Genomic DNA, 25,180 nt, shown 5'->3' on the forward strand with positions numbered 1-25,180 from the left:
GCAGGCTGGGGGCATGTGCGGCCGTTTCGTCTCCACCACCACGCCCCAGGACCTCGTCTCGCTACTCGGAGAGCTCCGCTGGGACCCGGCCGAGACCTTCGCGCCGAGCTGGAACGTCGCACCGACCGATCCGGTCCCCGCCGTCCTGGAGCGCGTCGACCGGGACACCGGCGAGCTGCTGCGCCAACTGCGGCCGCTGCGCTGGGGCCTGGTCCCGTCCTGGTCCAAGGACCCGTCCGGCGGCGCCCGCATGATCAACGCCCGCTCGGAGACCGTCGACACCAAGCCCGCCTTCCGCAAGGCCTTCGCCGCCCGCCGCTGCGTCATCCCCGCCGACGGCTACTACGAATGGCGCGAAGTCCCCGCGACCGCCGACCGCAAGACGTACAAGCAGCCGTACTACCTCAGCACCGGCGGCGTGATGCTGATGGCCGGCCTCTACGAGTTCTGGCGCGACCGCACCCGCGCCGACGACGACCCGCTCGCCTGGCTGGCCACCGCCACCGTCATCACCACCGACGCCACCGACAGCGCGGGCCGCGTCCACGACCGGATGCCGCTCACCATCGCCCCCGACGACCTCCCCGCCTGGCTCTCCCCCGCCCACACCGACCCCGCCGGACTCCACCACCTGCTGCGCCGCCCCGCCGACGGCGACCTCCGCGTCCGCGCCGTCCCCACCACCGTCAACAGCGTCCGCAACAACGGCCCCGACCTCCTCGCCACCGCCCCCGACCCCCTGGGCCTGGCGGACTGACGCCCCTTCACGCATGCCGCTGACACCGCGTCCGCGCGCCACTCCGGCGGGCTCGCGAAAGGCCGGAGGCGGGGGTGGGGGCGCCGACGGGCTGACGTCCGTCCCCGCGCACGCGCGCCCCGCGAGCGGCATGCCCGGCCCCGAGCCGTTCGAGCAGCGCCGCCGCACCACCCCGGCCGCGGCCCCGACGCGCGACCGGCACGGTCCGCGCCGGTCACCGTCGCCGTCCGTCGAGCCCACCGTGCCGACCCTCAACCTGCCGCCGCGACGCTGTGCGGGGGGCCGGCGATTCTTCGCGTCAGCAGCCATACCCGTTAAGGAGATTCAGCATCTTCTGCGCGCCGTCGGGAGCGACGAGGAGTTCCATGATGCGCGCGGACTCTTGCGCAGCGGCGGCACTGCGGGCGAACATCGCGGTCTCGTAGTTGCGGATGGCGGCGGCCGGGTCGTCGCGGAAGGCGGCCAGGGCGAGGGCGAGTTCGGCGGCGTCGAGCATGGCCGTGTTGGCGCCCACGCCGACGGGCGGCATGAGGTGGGCGGCGTCGCCGAGAAGGGTGACGCCGGGAGTGGCGGGCCAGGTCAGGCCGATCGGCAGCATGGTGGTCGGGCGGGGCACGAAGGTGTCGGTGCAGGCCTGGAGCAGGGCGGTGAACTGTGGGGCCCAGCCCGCGAACAGCTCCACCAGGGCGGTGCGGGTCTGCTCCACGTCGGCGAACGGGATGCCGCAGGTCGTGATCCAGTCCTCGGGGGTGCGGAGGGTGACGTAGACGCGGACCCGGCCGTCGCCGTTGCGCTGAGCCGCCAGCACCTTGTTCTCACCGATGGCCCAGTAGTTGCCGCGCCCCACCATGGCCGCGAGCCGGGGGTGGGTGCGGTCGATATCCGGGATGCCGCTCTCGATCGAGTTGACGCCGATGTGGAACGGCTCGGCGTCGGTGAGCAGCGGGCGGACCCGGGAGCGGGCGCCGTCCGCGCCGACGAGCAGGTCGTGGTCGGCGGTGGTGCCATCGGCGAAGTGGAGCCGGTGACCGCCGCCGGGCAGGGGGGTGGCGGACCGGAAGGTGCGGCCCCACTCGATGGCCGCTGCAGGCAGGGAGTCGAGCAGCAGGCCGCGCAGATCGGCGCGGTCGACCTCGGGACGGTCCAGCGGGGCACCATCGGGGGTGTCTTGCCGGAGCAGCAGGGCGCCGGTGTGGTCGAGCAGGCGTAGGTCCTGACCCTCGCGGCGGGCGATGGCCTGGAACCCGGTCATCAGGCCGGCCTCGCGGATGGCTATCTGCCCGCCGTCCTGGTGCAGGTCGAGCATGCCGCCCTGCCCGCGTGCGGTGCGTGAGGCGTCGCGTTCGTAGACGACGGCGTCGATGCCGTGCACCTGCAGGACGCAGGCGAGAGTCAGCCCGCCGACGCCGGCGCCGACGATGCCGATGCGAGGGGGGTTTGTGGTGCTGCTCATGGACTTCTGCCTTTCACGGGGTCGATACGATGCATCGTGACGATACACCGTATCGACATGAACGGCGTATCGTTGCCTCGGGATCACCGATCGGCCGATGACGGATGTGGGAGACGAGAACCGATGGCGATGCATGAAGCAGCAGGCGAGGGCGAGCCTGCATTTGTCTGGGAGCGGCCCGAGCCGCCGAGTCGACCGGCGCCGAGCCCGCTGAGCCGGGAACGGATCGTCCGGGCCGCGATCGAGCTCGCCGACGCGGACGGGCTGGAGGCGGTGTCCCTGCGCAAGGTCGCCGCCGCACTCGACGCGGGGCCGATGCGGCTCTACCGCTACCTGTCCACCAAGGAGGAACTGCTGGACCTCATGGTGGACGCGGTGTACGCCGAGATCCCGCTGCCCGAGGCCACCACCGACTGGCGCGGCGCGCTGCGACTGCTCGCGCACCACATTAGGCAGGCCGCGCTCCGCCACGAGTGGTTCGCCGACCTGCTCGGCGGGCGGCCACAACTTGGCCCGCACTCGCTGGCGCACGTGGAGGCATCACTGGCCGCACTGCACGGCACGCCCGGATTCGACGACATCGATACGGTGATGCATGCGGTCAACGCGGTCAACGCCTACCTGACCGGGGCACTCCGGAGCGAAATCGCCGAGCTGCGCGCCGAACGGACCACCGGCACGACCGAGCAGCAGTGGCAGAGCGCCGCCGGCCCCTATCTCACCCGCGTGCTGGCCGCCGGCCGCCACCCCACGCTGGCAGCGGCCGTCCGGGACGGCAATCACCTCAGCCCTGACGCCACGTTCGACAGCGGCCTCGACTATCTGCTCGACGGCATTGCCGCCCGACACACCCGCTGACACGGGGTCTCTCCGCGCTCACAGCACGACACGCCCAGCTCGCCAAGTGAAGCGCTCAGTCACAACGGACCTGAAACGGTGACCTGCGAAGTACGGGGCTAGTTGACCATCCGGAAGTCCGGGTGCCGCAACCAGGCCGTGAGGAACTCGACGTCGCCGACGTGGCTGTACCGGTGGCCGCCCCCGTAGACCGCGTACGGCATCTGAAGGACCCGGCCCGGAAGGGAGTCCACCAGGGCCCGGGCCTCGGCCAGGCGGGCGGCTTCCTCCTCCTCGGACAGCTCGTCCAGCGAGTGGCGGTAGCCGAGCAGGCCGCAGAAGTCGATCAGCGCGTCGTAGCGTTCGGCCGGCAGGCGGACGAGGTGACCGAGCGTCCGGTGGTTCGCCGGGCCGGAGCAGTACGCCCCCACGAGCAGTGCGGCCGCGGGCGGACGGTGGAGCCCGGGGAAGCCGAGGTCCTCCTCGTCGTCGAGGGGATCCGGGCTGAGGTGGAACGGGCCGAGCGAGGCGGGATCGACCTCGGGAAGGCCGATCGCGGACGGCCGCAGGACACGGAACTCGAGCGACCCGTCCTCCCCGGCCTCGATCGCGCAGAAGCGCTCCAGCCACGGCACCGCGTCGAGCGCGCTGCGCTCCACGGACAGCCACAGTCCCGCCGCGGGCCCGCCCATGTTTCCTCCCTCTCCGTGGTCGTGCCGCCCAGCATGGCCGCGGCCGGGCCGTGGGCGCCAGGGGATTCGTCCGCGGCCACGGGCCGGCGGCTCAGGAGAGCGGCTCGGCGTTCACCGGGCGGCCCAGGGGGAGGAGGTACTGGAGGGGTTCCTCCAGGTCGTCCAGGCCGAGGAGTTCGTGGGCGAGGTCGTCCTGGACGCCGCCGAGGGGGGTGGTGCCCAGGCCGTGGGCGGCGGCGGTGAGCAGGAGGTTCTGGGTGAGGTGGCCGGCTTCCAGGAGGCCGAGGCGCAGGGCGCGCAGACCGTAACGGCGGCGGAGGTGGGCGAGGTCGAGGTAGACGGCGAGGACGGCGGGGGCGTCGTCGATGCCGACCGCGACCGGGTCGGCGGGCGGGCGGGAGAGGTAGGAGGAGAGCGCCTTGAGGTCGTCCAGGGCGGGTGCCGGGCCGATCGGGCGCAGGCTGCGGTGTTCGGGGAGGCACTGGTAGGTGCCGGCGGGCAGGCCGTCGACGGCGAGGGCGACGAGGCGCAGCCGTACGGTGTGCAGGGCACCCGCACTGGGGTACGGGCGGTGGCCGGTGTCGGGGCCGGGGGCGAAGGCGGGCCAGAGCAGGCCGCCGAGGGTGGCGGCGGTGAGCGGGCCGGTGAGGGGGCCACGGGTGGAGCGGCGGCCGTGCAGGGCGTCGGCGAGGGTGACGGCGGGCAGCGGGTCGGCGGGCAGCGGGAGGTCTCCGGGCCGGGGGCGCGGGGCCGGGGTGGGCGGCAGGTCGCGCAGGGTGCTGTCCTCGGTGCGGCCGATCTGGAACTTGCTGCGTTCCAGGTACTGGTGGTCCGGGGCGTGCCGGTCGTCGGGGAAGAAGGTGAACGGCCGGTCGGTCTCCAGCAGGGTGCGGGCGGCGAGGCGGCAGACCGCCCGTTCCTCGTCGGGGCCGACGCCGAGCCGGTTGAACAGCATGTGCAGCTGGGAGGCCCAGACCCAGGAGAGGCGTTCCGAGGCGTCGCCGTCCGGCGCGGCCTGCGCTGCGGAGGTGCGCATCCGGGCGGCGGCCTCGGCTACCCGGGCCTCCCAGTCGCCCAGCCAGGGCGGGGCCGTCCCCGTGTCGAGCGCCGCGCGCAGCGCCCGGGCGCGGGCGGCGAGGGCCTGGCGCTGCCGGGCGAAGACCGTGTTGACCCGGGTGTGGACGGCGGCGCCCGGCAGCGCCCGGTACTCGGTGACCCACCGCCAGGACGCGGCGTGGCGGCGCAGCCAGCGGGAGGCGGCGAGTTCGTCGAGGCCGAGGGCGTGCGCGGTGGTGTGGGCGAGGTCGAGGGCGAGCGGCAGCCGGGAGTCGGGGACGGCGGCGAGGGCGTGCAGGGCGTGGACGGCGGTGCGGGTGGAGTGGGTGAACACCTCCTCGGCGATCGGCAGCAGGGCGGGGCCGCCGTAGCGCTCGGTCTCCGGCTCGTACCGGACCTCGGTGACCTCGCCGTGCCGGGCCGTCCAGGGGCCGTCGAGCGGGGTGCGGCGGGTGGCGAGGCGGGTGAGGTCGGCGGCCAGGGCGGCGGGCGGCGGGACGTGGCCGCGCAGGCGGATCCGCAGGTGGGGGCCGCCCTCGCCGTAGCGGATGAAGAACCAGTCGGTGTCCGGGAGGCCGTCGAGCAGCGGGGCGAGGTCGACGGTGAGGAAGGCGTCGGTCTCCTCGGCGGGCAGCGGCAGCGCGAGGTGGAGGCTGTGCCATCGGGTGGTCGGCAGCTGGTCGGTGGTCATCGCGTCCTTCCCGGACGGCTGGGCGGGCGGGGATGGCTGGGGCGTGTCTGACGCGTCCCGGGCAGGGCCTAGGGGAACGGGTGCGGGTGGAGCGGCAGCCGGTCGTGGCGCAGCGGTGCCGGGGTGCGGCCGAGCCGGTACGGGACGTCCAGCAGCCGGGGCAGGCCACGGGTGCGGCGGTTGGCGTGGCCGAAGGTCATCGGCAGGGTGCCGGGGACGATCACCTTGGCGCAATGCAGTCCGAGCCGGTCGCGGACGCCGGGTTCGTCCTGGGTGACCACGAGGACCTCCAGGCCCTCGTCGGCGAGCCGGGCCACCGTGCGCTCCAGCAGGTCGGTCAGGTCGGCGACCGGCTCGGGCGCGCCGGGCCAGCGGGCGGTCCAGGGCACCGGGGGCGGGCCGGCGAACAGGAAGTCCAGCCGGGGTTGTGCCTCGGGCAGGGCGTTCAGGCCGGTGTGGTCGTCCAGGGTGACCACCAGCTCGGGCCGGTCCAGCATCGGCCGCAGCCGACGCGGGTCCCGGGGGCCGCCGGGGGCGGTGGAGCGGTGCGGCGCCTCCTGGACGTTGGTGACCACCTCGGCGACGGCGGAGCGGATCGCGGTCAGCGGGTCGTGGTGGGCACCGGCGGCGAGGAAGGTGCGCGGGGCGTCCGGGTGCCCGCCCCGGTAACGGCAGAGGGCGATGACGGCGGGGACGCCGAGGTCGTTGGTGGCGTCGAGCAGGGTGAGCCGGTAGCCGAGCAGCCGGGCGCGGGCGGCGAGGTCGGCGACCTGCGGGTCCTCGGTGGGGACGGCGACGCCGGGCAGCGGGGTGCGCGCGTACCAGGCCATCAGGAAGGCGTCGCGCTCGGCGACCTCGAACAGGCCGTAGAGGGCGGCCTCCTGGGGACTGTTGCCGAGCCCGCAGCCGTTCGAGGACTCGTAGACCACGCGGGGGCGTTCGCGCTCCGGCAGGTCCCAGTAGGCGACGTGTTCGGGGACGGCGACGGGGCGGCGGTGGGTGAGCGACCAGCCGTGGACCCAGTCCAGCACCAGGTCCGGGGTGTACGGGACGGTGGTGGCGGCGCCGGAGCGTCCGGGTTCGGGCCGGGGCTGGTCGGGCAGGCCGAGCCGGACGGGGTCGAGGACGCCGCCGGGGCCGAGCTCGCGTTCCAGCGAGGCGTAGCAGGCCCGCAGGACGGTCCGGCGTCCCAGCGGCCGCATGCCGGCGTACCGTTCCACCGCCTCGAACAGCGCCACCCGCTCGCTGGCGCGGAAGTCCGCCGCCCGGCCGTACCCGCCGTCGTCGACGGCCCGGCCGTCGGTCACCCACGCGGTGGTCAGGGCGAAGGCGGAGTCCTCGGTGCGGAACAGTCGGCGCACCGGGCCGAAGCGTTCGTCGTGCAGTTCGGCCCGCAACTGCGCTGCTGCCGTACGGTCGTTGGGTCCGCGCAGCACCCTCGGGTCCGGCAGCGGGCGGGGCGTGTCGGGTAGCCGGGCCGCTTCCGGGGTGTCGGCGGGCAGCGGGCGGCACACCGGGCAGCCGCCGACCGGACGGACCCGGTGGGTGGACCAGGTGGCGCGGGCGCCGTTCACGAGGTGGACGGTGGCGTCGGTGAACGCCGGTGCGCTCCCGGCCAGTTCGGCGGCGAGCGCGGCCACCGCCTCGCCGAAGGCCGGGGTGCCGGTGCCCGCGAGGGCCAGGCCCGGGCTGTGCCAGGGCACCCGGCCGCCGGCGGTGGCGAGCCGCTGGTACTCGGTGCAGCCGAGGCAGGCGGGCGCGCCGGGGTGCAGCACCGGTCCGACCAGGGTCAACGCGCCGTCCTCGCGCACCGGCACCAGGCGGACGGGGTGGTCGAGCGCGTGTCGGCTCAGCCGGGCGGCCAGCCCGAGGGTCCACTCGGGGAGGTGGACGACGGCGGTGCCCTCGGTGGCGGCCAAGGCCTGCGCCGGGGTGAGGACGGGGAGTTCGCTCATCGCGGGCCTCCGGTGGTGACCAGCACGGTGAACCCGCAGCCGGCCAGGGCGTTGGCGAGCGGACGGGCGGCGGCGGTGGTGGGCCGCCAGGGGGCGGTGCGCAGGCCGCTGAGGCGGCGCAGGGAGGCGCGCAGGTGCGGTTCACGCGCGGCGAGTTCGGCGAGCCAGCGGTCCGTCGACCCCTCGTCCGCCCAGACGGCCGGGTGGCGCCCGGTGGCGGCGAGCGGGGCGGCGGCGCCGGTCAGCGCGGTGTGGTGGGCGGCGGCCGGGCCGCTCTCGCGGGCGAGGAGGCGGGTGAGCGCGGCCAGGGCGGCGTGGGCGACGGCGTCGGCGGGGGTCGCTTCGACGGCTCGGACCCCCTCGATCTCGGCCAGGTGGACGCCCGCACCGTGGAATTGCCGGACCGTCAACTCCAGCGGGCGGCCGAGACGGCGTGCCAGCGCCTCCCACCAGTGCGCGGCCTGCGGATGCTCCCGCCAGTCCGATTCCGGCAGAGCGGGCCCGAGCAACCCGGGCGCGTTCCGCGCGGGCCCGCCCCGCCCTGGACCGGCCGACCTGGGACCGGCCGGCCCGCGCCCGTCCGGCCGAGGCGCGTTCAGCGCGGCGCCGGCGAGGGCCGCCCGGCGCAGGGCCCGGCCGAGGGCGTGGTCCGGGTCGGCGCCGACGACCGGCTGCGCTCCCCCGTCGACGGCGGCCAGGTGGAGCTCGGCGGAGCGGCAGGCGCCCGCGAGCCGGGCGAGGTCCGTGCGGGCCGCGCCGGCCACCAGGGTGCCGGACGGCGTGCCGCAGGAGACCAGCGCGGCGGGCAGCTGAGGGAGGTCGCCCGGGGACGGTGCGTCCAGGACGCCCAGCCGTGGATCGCCGAGTGCGGACACCCGGCGCAGCGCCTCCGCGAGGTCCCCGGGCGGCGCGGCCGGGGCGCCGTCAGCGGCCGCCCACGGATGGTGCTCGGCGCGCGGCGGCCGGGCCTCGGCGAGCAGAACGGCGGGGCGGCCCGGGAGCAGGCGCGGGTCCTCGTCCGGCGCGCCCGGGTCGGGCAGGCCCGCGACGGCGCACAGCAGCCGCTGGGCGCCCGCGGCGGCGAGCAGGGCGAGCAGCACGGGGGCGGGCGGCGCCGCGTCGCCACCACGGCCGGTGCCGACGCCCAGTCGGGCCGCGAGGGCGGTGGCGTCCGCGCGGGTGCGGTCCGGCGCGGCGGGCTCGGTGACGAAGCCGCCGTCCGGCCCGCACTGCACCGCGACCGCCACTGGCGGCTCGCCCGCCGAGAGCACCACCCGCCCGGCGGGCAGTCCGGGCTCGGCGGTCGGCGTCGGCGTGGCCGTGCCGCCCCGGGCGAGGGCACGGGCCACCGCGCAGGCCACGGGCCCGTCCGGGTCGGCGGCCGCGACCACCGGGCGGGCGGCGGCGAGGGCTCCTGCCGCGGCGACCGGCCGGTCCGCCACCGAGCCCGGCCAGGACGGCAGTCGGGTACCGTCCGGGTGGTCCACGATGAGGTCGTGCTCGCGCAGCCGGGCGGTGACGGTGGCCAGCGCCGCCGCCACCTCGGCGTCGGGGACGGAGGGCGGAACCGGCGCCACCTCCACCTCGGGGACGGAGGCCGGAACCGGCGCCGCGACGGGCGCGACCGCCGTCTCCGGCCCGGGGGCGAGCCGGGCGGCGAGCAGCTTCCACAGCGCCGGCAGGGCGCGGCTGCCCTCCAGGGTGAGGCTGGTGCCGCGTCCGCGCAGGTGCAGGCCGTCCCGGAGGAGGGTCACCGCCACCCCGGGGCGCAGGTGCGGCCTCGGCCCGCCGGTCGGTGCGGCACCCCGCTCGACGCCGTGCTCGACGCCCGGCCCCACGCCCGGCCCGGCGCCCGGCCTGACGCCCGTCATGCCGCGCCCTCCACTGCGGCGATGACCTCGTCCACCCGGTCCTGCCAGCGGTGTCCGGTCAGCTCGGGCACGGTGCGCACCACCAGGTGGGCGGCCAGGTAGCGCTCCAACGGCCGGACGTCGCAGATCGCGAGCAGCCGGTACAGGCCGTTGGTGCAGGCCCGGTAGATCAGGTAGTCCGGGCGGCTCCACATCGTGCCGGCCGGGTCGGAGCGGTGCAGCAGCCGGTGGAACTCGCTGTAGCGGGTGCGCAGTTCACCGTTCCAGCGGAGGGCGGTGTCCGGATCGCCGAGCGCCGCCGCCCGATGGCGGTACTCCGCGCGGCTGCCGCCGAGGTCGGCCCCGGCCGCCAGCCGGCGCTCCGCCAGGGTCCAGGCGCTCGCCGACCAGTGCGCCCAGTCCCGCTCCCAGCCGCGCGCGCCGCCCTCGGTGATCCGGCCCACCAGCGCGGTGACGGCGCCGCCGACCCGCTCCCAGCGCCGCTCGAAGCCGGCCCGCAGGCTGCCGTCCGGGTCCTCGTGGACGAGGAAGTCCTCCAGGTGCGACAGCATCGAGTAGTGCCCGCCGACCAGGCCGTCCGGGTGCGCGGTGGCGTGCGCCGCGAGCGCCGCCACCACCAGCTGCACCCGGGCCTCGGAGGCGTCGCCGTGCGCCCCGAGGAACTCGCTCCCGGAGGCGAGGGCGGGCAGCCCCAGGCGGAGCAACTCGTCACGCAGGGCGGCGGCTTCGTCCCCGATCAGCGCCCGCAGGGAGCGCTCGGCGGCAGGGTCCACGGGCAGCACCCGGACGGTGTTGTCCGGCACCAGCGGCCCGTACGGCGGTGCGACCAGCTCCACCCGCCCGGCGACGGCCGCCTCGGCCAGCAGCTGCTCGTCCGTCCGGTCGGCGACGGACGGGCGGGCCGTCGTCCACGCCCGCAGCGCCTCGGCCGCCCGCTCGGCCGCGGCGCCCACCCGCTCACCCGGACCGCGCAGCCGCAGCCGCAGGTGCGGCCCGAACCGCCAGTGCCGCTCGACGTGCGCGTCCAGCCCCTCCGCGACCGCCCGCCGCGCCTGCGGCAGCACGGCTTCGCGCAGCGCGCGGGCCTTGACGGGCTGGTAGTAGGTCAGGACCACATCGCGGACGGTCGCGGCCTCCGGGCCGTCGGTGGCGATGGCGGTGGCGGTGGCGCTGTCGACGGTGTCGGCGGCGTTGACGGTGTCGGCGGCGACGGGGTCACTCATCGGACTTCTCCTCGGCGCTGGGTGGGCGGAACGGTCGGAAGGACGGGGCGGCCCCGGGCGCTGGACCCGGCGCCGGACCTGGCTCCGAACCGGGTGCCCGTCGGCACCTGCCGGACGGACGCTCGGGCCGGGCGGCACCCGGCCTGCCGGGTTGCGGTCGCGGCCGGGCCAGGCGGGCCGGGCGGTGCCGCATTCCGGCGGACCGCCGCACGGCGGCCACCGGCCCGACGGCGCCACCGGTCGCGCGACCGCTCGCGGCCGGCGCCGTCGCCCCCGCCCGTACGGGCAGCGACCCGACCGGCACCACGCCGCCCGGACCCGGACCCGGGCGATCCACCCGCCCCACCGCCGCACACGCACCGGCCGGACGGCGCCGACAGCCCGCACCCCTCGGGCCGTCCTGCCCTGCGGACGGGCCGCGACCAGCAGCCCCAACGCCTCCGCCCGTACGGGCAGCGACCCGACCGGCACCACGCCGCCCGGACCCGGACCCGGGCGAGCCACCCGCCCCACCGCCGCACACGCACCGGCCGGACGGCGCCGACAGCCCAGACCCCGAAGCCGCCGACAGCCCGCACCCCTCGGCCCGTCCGGTGCGGCGCTCCGTCGGCGTTCACCGCTCCCCCTCCCGCGCCGCGCCCGGGGGCGTCCGGCCGGGGCGGTAGGTCTCCACCACCAGTTCCACCGCCCGGACGGGCTTCGCCGTCCCCGCGATGGCGGGCAGGGACTCCTCCAGTACCACGCCGTTCGGGTACCGGGTGAGCCACTTGCCGAGGTGCCGGAGGTGCAAGGGGTTGCCGAGGTCGACCGGTTGGGGCTTGGGGGCGCGCAGGTGGGCGACGAAGGCGTCGGCGGGTGTGCCGCTGGTGGCGGGCTGCGCCGCCACGGGGTGGAGGAAGAGCTGTTCGGGCAGCCCGAGCAGGGCGCGCCAGCGGGCGGCGGCGGTGGCCGGGACTCCGTCCGGGCCCGGGTCGCCGGCGAGTTCGGCGCGCAGGGCGTCGAGGACGGCGGGCGGCAGGTGCCAGCGGCGGCGGGCGAGGACGACGTGGCGGTGACGCAGGCGCGGGGTGCGGGTCACCGTGCCGCCGGGGGCGTCGAGGGGGGTGCGCGGCAGCAGCGGGCGGAAGTCGACGACGCCGTTGGGGTGGTCGGCGAGCAGCGGGGCGAGTCGCTGGGGCAGCATGAGCGGCGCGAGGAAGCCGAGGTAGAGGACGTCCAGGAGTTCGCCGGTGCTCCGCAGCCGGAAGCGGAGCTGGTCGCTCGCGAGGTCGTGGACGAGGTCGAGGTCGCCCTCGGCCAGGCTGGTCCACCGCCGGTCGGGGCCGATCTCGTCGGCGAGCAGCAGCGGGTGGAGGTTGGCGTTGAAACCGCCGACCGGCCGGATCTGGGCGGCGCGGGCGCCGTCGCCGAGGCCGCGGCGGATCTGCCGGGCGACGTCCGTGGCGGCCCGCGGTGCGGTGGCGTCGAGGAAGCGGCTGGTGAAGCGGCCCCAGCCGCCGTACACGTGGTTGACGCACAACAGGCCGTCGGCGGGGTCTCCTTGGACGAACCAGGAGTAGCTGAGCGGCCGGGCGGCGGTCCAGTCGGGCAGCCGGGCGGCCAGCGCGCGGACCCGGTCGGCGGGCAGCAGGAGTTCCCCGCCCTCCTCCGGCAGTGCCGCGAACTCGGCCTGGAGTGACGCCAGTTCGTTCGGGACGGTCATGTCGGCCCAGGCCTGCGCGGCTTCGGCGCCGAACTCCCACGGCGTGGTGCACACCCCACCGGCTCCGTAGCGGGCGAGGAACCGGTCGCGGGCCGCCCGGCGCATCAGGTGGCCGTGGTCGAACAGTTCGGCCAGCGCGGTGAGTTCGGCGAGCGCGGCCCGGTCGGCCCGGGTCGGCCGGGACTGCGGCGGCGCCGTCGACACGTGCACGTCCTCGCTGAGGACGGTGAGCGGCGCGGCCTCCGGCGGGACGGGTCGGCCGGCGGCGGCCAGCAGCCGGTGCCAGGAGTCGGCGAGCGCGGCCAGCAGGGCGGGACGAAGCTCGCCCGGCGTGTCCGCCAACTCGGCGGTGGACAGCGCGATCCGGTCGGTGAGCCGAGCGATCGGGGCGTCCTCGGGCCACTGCCGCAGCCAGTCGGCGAGGCTCCGCAGCGGCTGCGGGTCCTGCGGGTCGACCGGGTCGGTGGGTACCAGCAGCCGGGCGCCGAGGAGTTGGTCGACGAAGCGTCGAACGGCCGGGTCGGCGGCGGGGCGTTCCAGGGCGGCGGCCAGGCGGGTGGCCAGCCGGTCCGGGGTGTCGGGGACGGCGGTGAACGTGGCGAGCAGCGCCAGTTCGGGCCGGGCGGTCAGTTCGACCTCCTCCTCGCGGGTGACCAGGTAGCGCCCGCCCGCGAACACCACCTCGCTGCGGGCGTAGTGGGCGCGGCCGTCGGCGACCCGGGCGGCGCCGGCCATCCGGTGCGGCAGGGTGCGACTGCGCCGGGGGTCGTCGAGCAGGGCCTGGACGAGCGCGGCGACCAGTGTCCGGTTCTCCTTCACGACCGCGTACGGCGACTCGGAGGGCTCGTCCGGCACCCGGTCCGGCATCCGGTCCGGCGTCCGGTCCCCGGGGGACGGCGACCAGCCGACAGAGGTGAACCAGGAGAGTGGGCTGGTCTTGGCGGTGGCCCGCAGCGCGTGCCGCAGCACGGCCGCTTCCTCCTTGCGGGCCCGGCCAGGCCGGTCGCCCGCCGCGGCGGCCTCGCGGGCCGTGTGGGCGACGGCGCGCAGCAGGTCGGCGCTGGTGAGGGCGACGGCGCGGGTGAACGCGGGCTCGCGGCAGAGCGCGGCGAGGGCCGCACGCTCGGCGGCGAGCGCGGGTGGCACGGAGTCGGCGAGCGCGGCGAGCAACTGGTCGCGCTGGCGCCGCAGTTCGAGCCACGCGGCGAGTCGCGGCAGGCGCTGCGGGAGGTCGGCCAGCCGGTCGAGCAGCGCGACGCGGGGCGGGCGCCCGTTGTGCAGGTCGCGCCGGAGCGGGAGCACCACCCGGCGGTGGAACTCCTCGTCGTGTCCGGCGCGGCTGTCGTGGAGGTCGTCGCAGAGGTCGGCCCGCAGTGCCGCGTCCGCGGCCTCGAGGGCGCTCAGTTCGGCCAGCAGGCTCCGTGCGCGCGCCGAAGCGGCGGACTGCGGCGGCCGGGCGAGGACGGTGGCGCGCACCAGGGCGTGGCGCGCGGTGTACGCGGCCGGGACTGCGGCGCGGGCGGGGACCGGGGTCTCGCGAAGCAGGGTGTACGGAAGGGCTCGGTTCGGCATGACGACTCCCTCCGACGGGACCGGCACGGGCGGGACGGGCGGGACGGGCAGTGCACGGGCGGGACAGGCACGGCATGGGCGGGACGGGCACGGCATGGGCGGGACGGGCACGGGAGGAACCCGGCGCGTCCGCGCGAACGCGCCGGGTTCAGGGCAGTGCGGGGAGGTGCTGAAGGCGTGGTACTGCAGGGATGGTGCTACCGGGGTGGTGCGGAGGGGTTGGCCGGCCTCAGTACGGGAGGACCGGCGGGTGCGGAACCGCGCAGGACGACGATCCGCAGGAGGTCGAGCTGGGGCCGCCGGAGGCACCGGTCTCGGGCAGCGCGACGGTGTCGCGCAGCGCGGTGACGGTCAGCTCCCCCAGGTCGAGGCCGTCGAGGGCGAGGGCGTCATCGAGGGCGAGCTCGCCCCGAGCGTGGTCGGACATGTGGTCTCCCGGTCTCTCGAAGGATGTTTCCGGAAAGAGGAACTGACGTCGGATCAGGACAGCGGGACGACCATGTCCTGCGGCTGGGCGCAGGAGGAGGAACCCTGGCAGGAGCAGGAGCCCCAGGACGCGCCGTTCTCCGGAAGCGCGACGGTGTCGCGCAGGGAGGTGACGGTCAGCTCGCTGAGGTCGAGGTCCTGGAGGTCCAGGCCGGTCTCGGCGGCGGAGCGGGACGTGGTGGTGTCGGACATGGCGGACTCCCTTGAGGTGGCAGGCGTGCCGGACGGTCCGGGACGCGTCTGCGAAGCGGTTGCTGCGGGATGTGCCGGGCCCCCCGTGGGTGCGTCGAACGCGGGTCCCTCGGACCCCGGCGTCGCGCCGCCCGATGGCGAGTCTAGGTCGCGGGCAACGGCCGACGGCACGGTCCGCCGCGTCATTGGCCGGTAGTCCGTGCCCCGACGGCTCATCGCCGCCGCTGCCTCAGCGGCGCTTGAGCGATCCGCTACCCGGCGTCGACCAGCCGGCCTCTTCCGAATCAACCACCGCTCCACCCGGGGTGGTTGGGGTGACCTCAGCTCACCTCCGCAGGACGCGCCGCAGCCAGCGGGTGCGGGCCTCGTCGGCGTCCCGCGCGACGGCCGCCTCCGGGGCGAGGGTGTCGAAGCCGTGGCAGGCGCCGGACCACACGTGCAGTTCGGCGTCGCCGCCCGCCCGCCAGATCCCGTCCGCGTAGGCGACGACCTCGTCCCGGAAAGTCTCCGCAGACCCGACGTCGAGGTAGGCCGCGGGCAGTCGGGCCAGGTCGGTGGCACGGGCCGGAGCGGCGTACGGCGAGAGGTCGGCGGCGCCGTGGCGGTCGCCGAGCACGGCCTGCCAGGCGGTGGCGTTGGACGTGCGGTCCCAGGTGTCGTGGCCGGCCATCTGGTGGCTGGAGTAGGTGTCGCCGCGGTCGTCGAGCATCGGGCTCAGCAGCAGCTGGCCGACCGGCACCGGACCACCCCGGTCACGGGCCAGCAGGGCCAGGGCCGCGGCGAGCCCGCCGCCGGCGCTCTTGCCGCCGATGACCACCCGGTCCGCGTCCACGCCGAGTTCGCCCGCGCGCTCGGCCACCCGGACGAGTCCGGCGTAGCAGTCCTCGACGGCCCCGGGGAAGCGGGTGCCCGGCGCCAGCCGGTACTCGACGGACACGACAGCGAGCCCCAGCGGCAGCGCCCACCCGCGCAGCAGCCGCGGCAGCACGGACCACGCGTTGCCCGTCACCATCCCGCCACCGTGCAGGTAGTACAGCAGGGGAAGCGGCCCGCCGACCCCGGCGGGCCGCGCGCTGACGAGCGTGACCTCACCCCCTCCGTCGGGCCGCGGCACCGCCAGCTCGCTCACCTCGAACCGGCCGCCGTCGCGCAGCCGGTCGAGCGTCGGACGGGGTCGCGCGGCCCGGTCCCGCTCCTGCCACGCCGCCAGCCCTTCCGGAGTGAGCACCTCTCGCGTCCGCGCGCCCGCGGCCGCCAGCACGGCCGCCACCTCCGGATCGAACGGAGGCACCCGCCGTCCCCCTGTCCCACCCGCCACCACAGCCCCCTTCGGCACGGGGCGCCCTCAACACGCCACCCGCCCCAGCCTGCCAGCCCGGCCCGGACGCCGTCGCAGCGCCCCCGGCCGTCCACCGGTTCGCCGGACCACCGGCACGGCCCGCACCCTCCGCCTCCGGCCGGACGGGCCGCCCCGGCGCCCGGCACCGCAGCCCCCGCACCGCACGGAACCCGCCACCGTGCGCCCGCACGGGCCCCGCGACGGCTCCGGGCCCCGCCGGACCCGCCGGATCGCCGTGATCACCGGATCGCCGAGCCGCCGGACCACCGGGTAGCCGGCTCACCGAGGAGCCGCCGACCGGCCATCGGCGGTGCTGCGGGCGGGCGAGGATGCAGGCGGTACTGCGGGCGGCCGAGGTTACGGGCGGTACTGCGGGCGGCCGAGGTTACGGGCACGGCTGCGGTCGACGCCGTCGGCGGCACCGCTCCGGGCGTCAGGTCCCGTGGCGGGAGCGGACCGCGCCGACGGCGCGTCTCAGCGCAGTGGCAGCAGGCCCGGGACCGGACCGCCCCGGCGGGACAGGCGGCGGAGGAAGGTGGTGACGCCGGGGGTGCCGACGGCCCAGGCGCGTGACTCGGCGTCGGGTCGGCGGCTCGGGAGGACGGGCCGCCCCGGGGGCCCGCCGGCGCGGGCGAGGAGGAGGTGGGCGAGGTCCTCGGCCGCTTCCCGGTGGCGGTCGTCGCCGGTGGCCGCGGCCAGGTCGACCAGGAGGTCCCCGACGCCGGCCAGGCCGCAGCAGCGGAAGACCTGGGCGGTCCTCGGGGCGAGGGTCCGGCAGGCGTCTGCGGCCTCTGCGGCCAGGGCGATCAGCTCCTCGTCGCCGTAGCGCAGGCCGGCCTGGACCAGCAGCGTGCCGAGTCCGGCCAGGCCCCGGCACCACGAGAGGTAGCGCCGGGTGGCTCCGGGCCGGCGGGCCGCGTCCACGATCCGGGGGAGGTCGGCCGCGAGGCCGTCGACGATCCGGCGGGCGGTCCGCCGGGACGCCTCGTCGGGCATGGCGAGCAGGAAGTGGGCGATGCCCGCGCGGCCGTGGGCGAAGCCTTCGGCGAGGGCGGCGGTGCCGGGGTTGGGCGGGTCCTCGGGTCCGTCGAGCGGACCGGTCGTCAGCCGTACGGCGCAGCGGGCGGCGGCCTCCCGGTGCCGGAGGGCGTCCTCCGCCGGGCCGAGGGCCGCGAGGAGCAGGTGCCCGGTGCCGATCCCGGCCGCACCGGCGATCTGGTCCGTGCCCACGCCGAGGCCCGACGCGCCGTTATGGCCCGACGCGCCACCGACGCCCGACGCACCGCCGAGGCCCGACGCGCCACCGACGCCCGACGCACCGCCGAGGCCGGGGGGAGGCGGCTGCGTGCCGAGCACGGCCGCCGCCTGGGCGAGGAACAGCCGGACGCCGATGCGGCCCTGGTAGAGGGAGTCGTCCAGCCGGTCGAGGGCCGGGTGGGCGGCGGTCCAGCGGGCCAGGTCGGCGGCGGCGGAGCGGGCGTCCGCGCGGTCGGGGTGCTGGAGCAGTTCGAGGCCGAGTCCGGCCGCGCCGTCGTAGAGCGAGAGCAGGGTGCGGGGCCGCTCGGCGCCGGGGCCGGCGGCGACCAGGTCGCGGGCCATCCGTACGCAGGTGGTGACGGTGTGGTCGAGGGCCTCCGCCAGGAGGCCCCGGTCCGGCCGGGCACCCGCCGGGGCGAGAGCGACCGGTTTCACCGGCCCCCGGTCCCGCAACCGGGACGCGGCAGCGGCACGCCGCGCCGGGTCGAAGCTCAGCAGCCCCTCCACCAGGTCGACCGCCGGGTGTCCGGGGGTCGGCAGGGCGGCGCGCAGGCAGGCCAGGGTGCGGTCGCGGTTGGTCGCCGGGTCGGGGTCGATGACGACCGGGTCGAGGCCGGTGAGGGCGTGGTGCAGGGTGGTGCCCAGCGCGTAGTGGTCCTCGGTGGGGTCGTGACCGGTGCCGCCCGGCAGGCCGTAGCCGGCGGTGGCGCCGGGCGGGCGTTCGCCGTTCAGGGCGCTCACCCCGAAGTCGACCAGCGAGGCGCGGCCGTCCCGGTCGAGCACCACGTTGGCGGGCTTGAGGTCGCACACCACCACGCCGCGGGCGTGCACCGCGTCCAGGATCCGCAGCAGACTGCGGGCGAGCACCCACCAGTCGCGCCCACCGGGCGCCCCGTTTGTGCCGTCGGCTCGTCCCCCGGTCCAGCTCCCGGCCGTTCCTCCGACCGGCCCACCGGCCGTACCCGTTCCCCCGGCCGTACCCGATCCCCCGGCCACACCCGATCGCCCGCCCGCGCCGTACGGACCGCGGGTCAGGACGTCCCGCCGCAGGTCGCGCTGCCCGCGCGCGCCGCTGACCAGGTACTCGTCGGTGCCGTGCCGGAAGTAGTCGACCAGGTCCGGCACTCCGGGCACCCCGGCGAGTGCGGCCAGCACCCGCCGCTCGTGGCGCAGCCGGCCGCGTGCGTCGGTGCCGCTGCCGTCCTCGGCGACGAACGCCCGGGCCTGTTTGACCACCACCTCGCGCCCGGTGGCGAGTTCGACGGCGCGGTAGACGTGGCCGCTCGGCGCGCGGGTGATCCCGGCGGTGATGCGGTAGCGGCCGTCGCCGACCCTGGTGGTCGTCGGACGGGCGCGGTCGCCTCGCGGTGCGAACGGGTCGCTCGCCCAGGGCGGTTGACGGTAGCGGGGCTCGGCCAGGGCGGGGAACAGCGAGCCGTCGGGGCCGGTCATGCCGCGCTCGGCCTCGTCTTCCGTGACCCGGAACGGGCCGTAGCGGTAGTGCACGGGGGCGTCCGGCCGGATCCGGCGGTCGCTGACCACCTCGGGACCTGGCCAGCCGGCCAAGGCGCGCGCCAACTCCAGCCCGAGGGCGTGGACGTGGTCCGGCCGGGGGTAGAGCGTCACGGCCTTCCCCACGGCGGCGGCGCCGTGCCGGCCGCTGTTGAGTTCCCGCAGCACCGCCGCGCTCCGGGCGAACTTCACGTCCCCGGTGTGCCGCAGCAGGATCGGGACCACCACGTCGAGCAGGTCCGCCAGGTCGCCCGGTCGGGTGGAGACGTGCAGCTTCCACCCGTGGGCCAGCTGCGGCATCCGCGGGTCCCGCAGGTACCACCACGGCCCGTCCGTGCGCAGCGGCCCGTGCGGTGCGGACGCGGCGGCGGCGAGCGCCTCCACCCGGTGCCGCAGTGCCTCGGCGGAGCCGGGGTCGGGTGCTGTGGTCAAGGATCCGTCCCTCCCCCGGTCCGCCTGTTTCCTGGCTCTTTTCCTCGGTCGGTCGTCCGCCGGTGCCTGGGTCAGGCGTTCATCTCACAGGGGAAGCGGGTCGGAACGTACGTGACCCACGGGTCGGCGAGGCACGCGACCGGCGCGAGGTCGGCGTCGAACTCGTCCTCGAAGGCGATGGCGTCCTCGTCGATGTCCAGCGGACCGGCGTCGCGGATGTCGGCCATGACTGCACTCATGTGAATCCTCCCGATGATGCGAATCGTTGGAACCTCTGACTGGGTTCCCCAGGCTAGCCACGCCCTCCGGGCCGGGACAGGGCTCGGACGGAGCCGACGGATCGCCTACGACAAAGAGTGGTTCCGTTTGTGGACGCCGCCTGCGCAGCCCCTCACACCCCCTCCCCTTCACCGGTCGGGCCCGTCAGCAGAGCCCGTCGCGCCCCGTCAGCCGCGGACCCGCAGGGCCCGGAGGTACTCGCGCGCCAGCAGCCGCAGTGCCGCGCCCTTGGCGGGGCTCGCGGAACGGCGGAGCAGGGCGCCGCGGTCGGCGCGGGCGGCGGCGCTGGTGAGCTCGTCGACCCCGATGAGGCACCGGACCATCGGCCGGTGGGCGGCCGGCACCAGTTCGACGACGGCCCGGCCCTCGGCGAGGGTGCGGTCGACCCGGTCGAGCAGGTCACCGATCAGCGCGCGGACGGCCGGCCGGTCGCGGGCCTGCTCCAGGTCGTCCCGGGTGACGCCGTGCTCGGCGAGGGTCTGCTCGGGGATGGTCAGCCGGCCGTCGGCGAGGTCCTCGGCGAGGTCGTTGACGAAGTCGAGTCGCTGGCCGGCGTCGATGTAGGTGCGGCAGGCGGCGCGGTAGGCGCTCTGGTCGCCGTCCGGGCCGAGCACCGCGGCGACGACCATGAAGCCGGGCAGCGAGTACCCGTCGACGTACGCCTGGTACTCCTCCTCGGTGGCGAAGCCCGTGAAGTCGAGGTCCGCGTCCGTCGCGGCGAGGAAGTCCGGAACCAGGTCGCGCAGCACGGGGTGCGCGTCGGCGCTGTGCAGCAGGGGGCGCAGCTCGGGGTCGTCGGTGCGGCCGGTGGCGAGGGCCTCGGTGACGCGGCGCTGCCACTGGGCGGAGGCGGTGCGGCGCTCCGCGAGGGGCCCGCTGTCGAGCAGGGTGTCGGTGTGGTGCATGAAGGCGGCGGCCGCGATCACGTGCGGGACGGTGCGGGCGGGCAGCAGCAGGCCGGCCGCCACGGTGGCCTCCCGCCGGTACCGGGTGAGCCGCCGGCGCTGCCGGTCGTAGTCGGCCCGCAGCCCCGGGTCGTGCACGCCGGCCGCGTCCAGCGCCCGCTCCCACCTGCTCACTCGGTTCACCCCATCACGTGTTCGATCGGGGTCGAGCGTAGTGGGTGGGAGCGGTCCGCCCTCTCCGCGGTCCCGCGGGGGCCGGCGGTTGGGTCAGCGCTGGCGGATCGTGGAGAAGCCGCAGGCCGGGGTGCAGAGCGTGACGATGCCGCTGTAGCGGTACGTCGTCCGGCCCTTGGTGACGCTGTGCACGGTGAGCTTCTCCCGGAGGTTCGTCTCGCGGCAGCGCGGGCAGGCCGCGCTGACCGGCTTGCCCCAGGGGCGCTTCGGGTCCAGCTTGTTGTAGGAGACCAGCATCAGGACGACGGAGAGCCCGGCGACGCCGAAGCCCACGACCCTCCAGGTCCCGTTCGAGGACTCCCGGCGGTCGATCATCTCGTCGTAGGAGTAGGTGCCTCCACCACCGTGGTTGGACCAGATCCGGCATTCGCTGTCCCGTGTCATGGTGTGGCCGTCGCAGGTCGGCGCGGAGTCCGGGTCGGACTTGCCCACCACCAGGGCCAGGAAGAGGCCGATCGCCGCCAGGAGGCCCAGGACGATCACGGCGGTGGTCCGGCTGCGGCCGGTGTGCAGCCGTTTGCGCTCGTTGTACGCCGTATCGATCACAGCCTGGGCCATGTTGCCCCCGTCGACCGCCACCACGTGCCTCCCGTCGTCCGTCCCGGCTCCACGGCTCGGACGGGATGTCCGGGCCGGAGGCCCCCTCGGCGAGGGGGTGACAAGAACCCACCATGATCGGCCCGCTCGCGCACGGGACTTGGAAAGATTTGACCTTTCAGTTCCCGGCCGTGACCGAGGCCAGGTAGGCGGCCGCCTTGGCCGGGTCGAGGTACCACCGGTCCACGTCCGCCGGGTCGTCGAAGTTGTTGGCGAAGCGGTCGGCCACGGCCGGGTGCTCGCCCGCCGCGACGAGCAGGTCGAGGACGTGCGGGGGCGGCGGCGCGAGCATCGCGTTGGACCAGACGGTGACCGGGCCCGCCGTCTCCCAGAAGGCGTCGAAGGCGGCCTGCTGGAAGTCCCGGTCGAAGGGCTTGTCGCCGTGGGCGAGGATCGCCGCCAGGTAGACCGCGGCACACCTGGCCGCGCTGTTGGCGCCCTGGCCGGTGATCGGGTCGTTGGTGACGACCACGTCCGCGACGCCCAACACCACCGCGCCGCCCGGGAGTTCGCCGACCGGGTGGCGGACCACCGGGGTGAAGCGGCCGGCCAGGGTGCCGCCCGCGTCGGTGAGTTCGACGCCGGTCCGGGCCCGGTCGTACTCCCAGGGCGTGAAGGTCTTCATCAACTCCAGCGTCACCCGGAGGTGTTCGGCCGGATCGCGGATCCCGTCGAAGGCGTCCGCCGGCCCGCCCGGCACGGCCTCCCAGAGCAGGATGTCGCAGGGCCCGGAGACCGTCAGCGCCGGCACCACGAACAGCTCGCCGACCCCGGGCACCATATTGCAGCGCACCGCCGGGAAGTCGTGCTCGGGGCGCGGCGCGAGCCCGTGCACGTAGACGGCGGACAGCGCCCGCTGCGGCCGGTCGTACGGCGAGTGCACGTGGTCGCGCTCGAACAGCGAGCCCAGCGCGCCCTTGCCGGAGGCGACCAGCACCAGGTCGTACGAGCCGGCCAGGTGCTGCAGGTCGGCGGCGGTCACCCGGCGCAGCTCCACCCGGCCGCCGCGCTCGGCGAAGGCCTCCAGCCAGGCGGACATCTTCACCCGCTGGTCGACGGACTGCGCGTAGGCGTCCAGCCGGCCGACCCAGTCCACCACCCGCTCCGCCGCCGGCCCGCTCAGCGACAGCCCGACCCCCTCGATCCGGGGCGCCGCGTCGGCCCAGAAGTCCAGGCCGAGGGCGCGCTCGGTCCGCATCGCGGAGTCGAACATGCACTGGCTGGACAGCACCCGTCCGGAGCGCACCTCGTCCGCGCCGCGGTCGGTCAGCACCGTCACGTCGTAGCCGTGGGACTGCAGCCCCAGGGCCAGTTGGAGCCCGGCCTGCCCGGCGCCGACGATCAGAATCCTGCGCATCGCCCCTGCTCTCCTGGTGGTGCGTCACGGCTCCACAGCCGGACGGCACTTCGCGACTGCCCCGCAGCCTGGATACCAGTCATCGGCCCGCCCGTCCACGGGCCGTGCCGTGCACCGTGCGGCGAATGGACGGACGTGCGAGGCCTGGCCGGGGCCGGGTCGAGGCCGGTTCGGGGCAGGGTCGAGGCCGGGTCGAGCCCTGGTCGGGGCAGGGTCGAGGAGGGGGAGGCGGAGCTTCCGCTCACGGTCAGCGCGCGCCGGCCGCCGCTCCGCACCCGCACTACCCGCCGCCCGCCCGCCCGGCCACCAGCCGGTCGCCCAACGCACTGCGCCGGTACAGGACTTGGCGTCCGTCCCGGGCGCGGGCGAGCAGACCCGCGGCGTACAGGACGCGCAGGTGCTGGGAGACGGCGCTCGGCGTGACCCGCAGCCGGCGGGCGATCTCCACGGTGGCGGTCGGCTCCTCCAGCAGCACCAGCAGCCGGGCCCGCGGCGCACCGAGCAGGGCCGCCAGCACCCGCGGAGCGGCACCCGGCGGGGAGCCGTCCTGCGGTGCGCCACCCGGCGGGGAGTCCCACAGGGTGGCCACGCCCCGGCTCGGGTAGACCAGGCTGGGCGGCTCCTGCGGACTGAGCGGCGGCGCGGGCTTGTGGGCGAACACGGACGGCATCAGCAGCAGACCCCGCCCCGCCGCCGCGACCCGGTGCCGGCTGATCATCCGGTCGACGTGCAGCACGCCGTCCCGCCAGCAAAGGTCCGGGTGCATGTCGGCGAACAGCAGCCGGGCGCCGCCGAGCGCGAGCCGCCGGGCCCGGTAGGTCATGTCCGCCTCCAGCACCAGCCGCATCCGCGGCCACTCCGGCTCGATCGCCGACCGCCAGTACCGGTGCAGGAGGTCACAGACGGCGTCGCGCAGCGCGGCGACCGCGGCGTCGTCGCCGTCGACGGCCGCCCGCAGGGCCCCGGGCACCGGATCCGGCGCGTGCGTGAGCAGCAGGTCGCGGCGGACCAGCTCCGGGGAGGTCCGGCGCACGACCGCCAGCTCGTCCCGGAAGTCCGGCGCGAAGCTGGTCGGGACGGGTGTCAGATGGTCCGGGACGGTACGCCGGCGCGCCACCAGGGCCAGCAGCAGCTCGGTGTCGAGCGCCCCCAGCCGACCGAGCACCGACCTGCGCCACGGCAGGTGCAGCGCCGAGAGCCCGGGGTCCTGCAGCACCCGCAGGCTCAGCACCGCCTCGTGCAGCGGCGACAGCGCGAACCGGGTGTCCGCGAGGTCCTCGACGCCGAGTTCGAAGCTGATCATGAAGCCCCACGCTACATCGATTGGCGGCGCCCCGCCGATGCCGTGCACTGACGCCATGACACCGACCGACCGGACACCGACCGGCCCGACCCCGAACAGCCCGGCACCGGCCGGCCCGACACCGGCGACCACCACGACCCCCGCCGCACCCGGGCCGGCCGGCCGATGACCCGCCGCCTGGTCCTGCTCCTCGCCGTCACCTGCGCCGTCGCGGTCGGCAACCTCTACTTCCCGCAGGCCGTCGCCCCGCTGATCGCCGCCGGACTCCACGCGCCGCCGGACACGGCGGCCCTCGTCGTGACCGCCACGCAGCTCGGGTACACCGCCGGGATCGTGCTCCTGGTACCGCTCGGCGACCGGCTCCCCCACCGCCCGCTCCTGGTCAGCCTGCTCTGCCTCACCGGTCTCGCCCTGCTCGCCGCGGGCTGCGCGCCGGACCTGCCCGTCCTGGTCGCGGCGAGCACCGCCGTCGGCCTGACCACCGTCGCCGCCCAGATCGTCGGCACGCTGGCCGCGAACCTGACCTCCGCCGGGCGCCGGGGGGCGGTGATCGGCACCCTGCTGAGCGGATCGACCGGCGGCATGCTGCTGGCCCGCACCTTCGGCGGCACCCTCGGCGAGTGGCTGGGCTGGCGGGCCCCGTACCTGGTCGCCGCCGCGCTCACCCTGCTCCTCGCCGCCGTCCTGGCCCGCGCCGTCCCGGCCACCACCGCGCCCTCCCGGCAGCCGTACCGGGCCCTGCTCGCCGAACCCCTGCGCCTGCTGCGCACCGAGCCGGAACTGCGCCGCTCCTGCGGCTACCAGGCGAGCGTCTTCGCCGGCTTCTCCGCCGTCTGGACCTGCCTGGCCCTGCTGCTCACCGGCCCGCCGTACGGGCTGGACGCCCGGGCGGTCGGGCTGCTCGCCCTGGTCGGCGCGGCGACCATGCTCTGCACTCCGTACGCCGGAAGGCTGGTGGACCGGCACGGCCCCGACCCGGTGAACCTGGTCTGCCTGCTCGGCGTGCTCGCCTCGGCCGCCGCCCTCGCGGCGGGCGGCCACGGCGGCCCGCTCGGCCTGGCGGCCCTGACCGTCGGCACCCTGCTGCTGGACGTCGCGATGCAGTGCGGCATGGTGGCCAACCAGACCCGGGTCGACACGCTCCGGCCGGAAGCCCGCGGCCGCCTCAGGAGCGCCTACATGACCTGTGCCTACCTGGGCGGCAGCGCGGGCTCCTGGCTCGGCAGCCGGGTCTGGGCCCGCACCGGCTGGTGGGGCGTCTGCACCCTCCTGGCCCTCCTGGCCCTCCTCGCCCTGCTCGCCCTGACCCGCCATCTCGCCGCCACCGCCCGCACCGCCCCGCGCACCCCGGCGGACCGTCGGCCGCCACCCCGGACGAAGGACCGCCCGTCCCCCCGCTCCCAGCAGGCCTGACCTCGCGTCGTCCGCGGGAGCCGGGCCGACGCGCGCGATGGAGTGGGCGGCCCCGCGGGGCGGGG

Annotated in this window: 19 protein-coding genes; 3 read left to right on the top strand and 16 right to left on the bottom strand. The window is 76.4% G+C overall.

The window, feature by feature from the left end; genetic code table 11:
- The first annotated feature begins 13 nt into the window (after positions 1-13).
- Positions 14-757 carry an SOS response-associated peptidase gene (locus ACZ6Y7_RS10785; RefSeq protein ID WP_465757532.1) on the top strand — a complete coding sequence of 248 codons (744 nt, stop codon included), beginning with the start codon at positions 14-16 and terminating at the stop codon, positions 755-757.
- A 298-nt stretch (positions 758-1,055) separates the two neighbouring features.
- On the opposite strand, the gene ACZ6Y7_RS10790 is transcribed toward ACZ6Y7_RS10785, so the two are convergent.
- A complete protein-coding gene (locus tag ACZ6Y7_RS10790; RefSeq protein ID WP_465757533.1) occupies positions 1,056-2,210 on the bottom strand; it encodes an FAD-dependent oxidoreductase in 1,155 nt (384 codons plus the stop codon).
- Positions 2,211-2,339: 129 nt separating this feature from the next.
- Between ACZ6Y7_RS10790 and ACZ6Y7_RS10795 the strand changes: the two genes are divergently transcribed.
- Complete coding sequence (locus tag ACZ6Y7_RS10795; RefSeq protein WP_465757534.1) at positions 2,340-3,068, top strand: TetR/AcrR family transcriptional regulator; 729 nt, start codon at positions 2,340-2,342, stop codon at positions 3,066-3,068.
- 98 nt (positions 3,069-3,166) lie between these two features.
- On the opposite strand, the gene ACZ6Y7_RS10800 is transcribed toward ACZ6Y7_RS10795, so the two are convergent.
- The 15 genes from ACZ6Y7_RS10800 to ACZ6Y7_RS10870 all read right to left on the bottom strand — a co-directional run bounded on the left by ACZ6Y7_RS10800 (position 3,167) and on the right by ACZ6Y7_RS10870 (position 23,702).
- Entirely contained in the window at positions 3,167-3,739 is a 573-nt protein-coding gene (locus ACZ6Y7_RS10800) for a DUF6368 family protein (RefSeq protein WP_465757535.1), read from the bottom strand.
- Between the two features lie 91 nt (positions 3,740-3,830).
- Positions 3,831-5,486: a thiopeptide-type bacteriocin biosynthesis protein gene (locus tag ACZ6Y7_RS10805; RefSeq protein ID WP_465757536.1), complete on the bottom strand. Its 1,656-nt coding sequence runs from the start codon at positions 5,484-5,486 to the stop codon at positions 3,831-3,833.
- Positions 5,487-5,554: 68 nt separating this feature from the next.
- A complete protein-coding gene (locus ACZ6Y7_RS10810) occupies positions 5,555-7,441 on the bottom strand; it encodes a TOMM precursor leader peptide-binding protein (RefSeq protein WP_465757537.1) in 1,887 nt (628 codons plus the stop codon).
- The gene (locus ACZ6Y7_RS10815) at positions 7,438-9,312 is read right to left on the bottom strand and encodes a hypothetical protein (RefSeq protein ID WP_465757538.1); all 1,875 of its coding nucleotides are present in this window, start codon (positions 9,310-9,312) and stop codon (positions 7,438-7,440) included. The genes ACZ6Y7_RS10810 and ACZ6Y7_RS10815 overlap by 4 nt, the downstream gene beginning before the upstream one ends.
- A complete protein-coding gene (locus tag ACZ6Y7_RS10820; protein WP_465757539.1) occupies positions 9,309-10,535 on the bottom strand; it encodes a hypothetical protein in 1,227 nt (408 codons plus the stop codon). Before ACZ6Y7_RS10820 ends, ACZ6Y7_RS10815 begins: the two co-directional genes overlap by 4 nt.
- Positions 10,536-11,148: 613 nt before the next feature.
- Positions 11,149-13,809: a lantibiotic dehydratase gene (locus tag ACZ6Y7_RS10825; RefSeq protein WP_465757540.1), complete on the bottom strand. Its 2,661-nt coding sequence runs from the start codon at positions 13,807-13,809 to the stop codon at positions 11,149-11,151.
- Between the two features lie 229 nt (positions 13,810-14,038).
- Positions 14,039-14,236 (bottom strand): thiazolylpeptide-type bacteriocin, encoded by a 198-nt coding sequence (locus tag ACZ6Y7_RS10830; RefSeq protein WP_465757541.1) that lies wholly within the window; start codon positions 14,234-14,236, stop codon positions 14,039-14,041.
- 53 nt (positions 14,237-14,289) lie between these two features.
- Complete coding sequence (locus ACZ6Y7_RS10835) at positions 14,290-14,487, bottom strand: thiazolylpeptide-type bacteriocin (protein WP_465757542.1); 198 nt, start codon at positions 14,485-14,487, stop codon at positions 14,290-14,292.
- A 325-nt stretch (positions 14,488-14,812) separates the two neighbouring features.
- On the bottom strand, positions 14,813-15,778 hold the full coding sequence (locus ACZ6Y7_RS10840; protein WP_465757543.1) for an alpha/beta hydrolase: 966 nt from the start codon (positions 15,776-15,778) through the stop codon (positions 14,813-14,815).
- A 522-nt stretch (positions 15,779-16,300) separates the two neighbouring features.
- Positions 16,301-19,027, bottom strand: coding sequence for a class III lanthionine synthetase LanKC N-terminal domain-containing protein (locus tag ACZ6Y7_RS10845; protein WP_465757544.1), 2,727 nt, complete (start codon positions 19,025-19,027; stop codon positions 16,301-16,303).
- Positions 19,028-19,098: 71 nt separating this feature from the next.
- Positions 19,099-19,266: an SflA family class IV lanthipeptide gene (locus ACZ6Y7_RS10850; RefSeq protein ID WP_465757545.1), complete on the bottom strand. Its 168-nt coding sequence runs from the start codon at positions 19,264-19,266 to the stop codon at positions 19,099-19,101.
- Positions 19,267-19,473: 207 nt separating this feature from the next.
- Positions 19,474-20,385 carry a phytoene/squalene synthase family protein gene (locus ACZ6Y7_RS10855; protein ID WP_465757546.1) on the bottom strand — a complete coding sequence of 304 codons (912 nt, stop codon included), beginning with the start codon at positions 20,383-20,385 and terminating at the stop codon, positions 19,474-19,476.
- A gap of 93 nt (positions 20,386-20,478) precedes the next feature.
- Positions 20,479-21,003: a hypothetical protein gene (locus tag ACZ6Y7_RS10860; protein WP_465757547.1), complete on the bottom strand. Its 525-nt coding sequence runs from the start codon at positions 21,001-21,003 to the stop codon at positions 20,479-20,481.
- A 157-nt stretch (positions 21,004-21,160) separates the two neighbouring features.
- Complete coding sequence (locus ACZ6Y7_RS10865) at positions 21,161-22,399, bottom strand: styrene monooxygenase/indole monooxygenase family protein (protein ID WP_465757548.1); 1,239 nt, start codon at positions 22,397-22,399, stop codon at positions 21,161-21,163.
- 280 nt (positions 22,400-22,679) lie between these two features.
- Positions 22,680-23,702, bottom strand: coding sequence for an ArsR/SmtB family transcription factor (locus ACZ6Y7_RS10870; RefSeq protein WP_465757549.1), 1,023 nt, complete (start codon positions 23,700-23,702; stop codon positions 22,680-22,682).
- Positions 23,703-23,867: 165 nt separating this feature from the next.
- Here ACZ6Y7_RS10870 and ACZ6Y7_RS10875 point away from each other — a divergent pair, with 165 nt between their 5' ends.
- Positions 23,868-25,115 carry an MFS transporter gene (locus ACZ6Y7_RS10875; RefSeq protein ID WP_465757550.1) on the top strand — a complete coding sequence of 416 codons (1,248 nt, stop codon included), beginning with the start codon at positions 23,868-23,870 and terminating at the stop codon, positions 25,113-25,115.
- Positions 25,116-25,180: the final 65 nt, after the last annotated feature.

The organism is Kitasatospora sp. NPDC053308, from assembly GCF_055585785.1.

Coding starts and splice junctions, on each gene's coding strand:
- ACZ6Y7_RS10790 (WP_465757533.1), bottom strand. CDS start 2,210: ATGAGCAGCACCACAAACCCCCCTCGCATCGGCATCGTCGGCGCCGGC.
- ACZ6Y7_RS10785 (WP_465757532.1), top strand. CDS start 14: ATGTGCGGCCGTTTCGTCTCCACCACCACGCCCCAGGACCTCGTCTCG.
- ACZ6Y7_RS10830 (WP_465757541.1), bottom strand. CDS start 14,236: ATGTCCGACCACGCTCGGGGCGAGCTCGCCCTCGATGACGCCCTCGCC.
- ACZ6Y7_RS10805 (WP_465757536.1), bottom strand. CDS start 5,486: ATGACCACCGACCAGCTGCCGACCACCCGATGGCACAGCCTCCACCTC.
- ACZ6Y7_RS10870 (WP_465757549.1), bottom strand. CDS start 23,702: ATGATCAGCTTCGAACTCGGCGTCGAGGACCTCGCGGACACCCGGTTC.
- ACZ6Y7_RS10815 (WP_465757538.1), bottom strand. CDS start 9,312: ATGACGGGCGTCAGGCCGGGCGCCGGGCCGGGCGTGGGGCCGGGCGTC.
- ACZ6Y7_RS10800 (WP_465757535.1), bottom strand. CDS start 3,739: ATGGGCGGGCCCGCGGCGGGACTGTGGCTGTCCGTGGAGCGCAGCGCG.
- ACZ6Y7_RS10835 (WP_465757542.1), bottom strand. CDS start 14,487: ATGTCCGACACCACCACGTCCCGCTCCGCCGCCGAGACCGGCCTGGAC.
- ACZ6Y7_RS10860 (WP_465757547.1), bottom strand. CDS start 21,003: ATGGCCCAGGCTGTGATCGATACGGCGTACAACGAGCGCAAACGGCTG.
- ACZ6Y7_RS10825 (WP_465757540.1), bottom strand. CDS start 13,809: ATGCCGAACCGAGCCCTTCCGTACACCCTGCTTCGCGAGACCCCGGTC.
- ACZ6Y7_RS10875 (WP_465757550.1), top strand. CDS start 23,868: ATGACCCGCCGCCTGGTCCTGCTCCTCGCCGTCACCTGCGCCGTCGCG.
- ACZ6Y7_RS10820 (WP_465757539.1), bottom strand. CDS start 10,535: ATGAGTGACCCCGTCGCCGCCGACACCGTCAACGCCGCCGACACCGTC.
- ACZ6Y7_RS10850 (WP_465757545.1), bottom strand. CDS start 19,266: ATGAGTGCAGTCATGGCCGACATCCGCGACGCCGGTCCGCTGGACATC.
- ACZ6Y7_RS10795 (WP_465757534.1), top strand. CDS start 2,340: ATGCATGAAGCAGCAGGCGAGGGCGAGCCTGCATTTGTCTGGGAGCGG.
- ACZ6Y7_RS10865 (WP_465757548.1), bottom strand. CDS start 22,399: ATGCGCAGGATTCTGATCGTCGGCGCCGGGCAGGCCGGGCTCCAACTG.
- ACZ6Y7_RS10810 (WP_465757537.1), bottom strand. CDS start 7,441: ATGAGCGAACTCCCCGTCCTCACCCCGGCGCAGGCCTTGGCCGCCACC.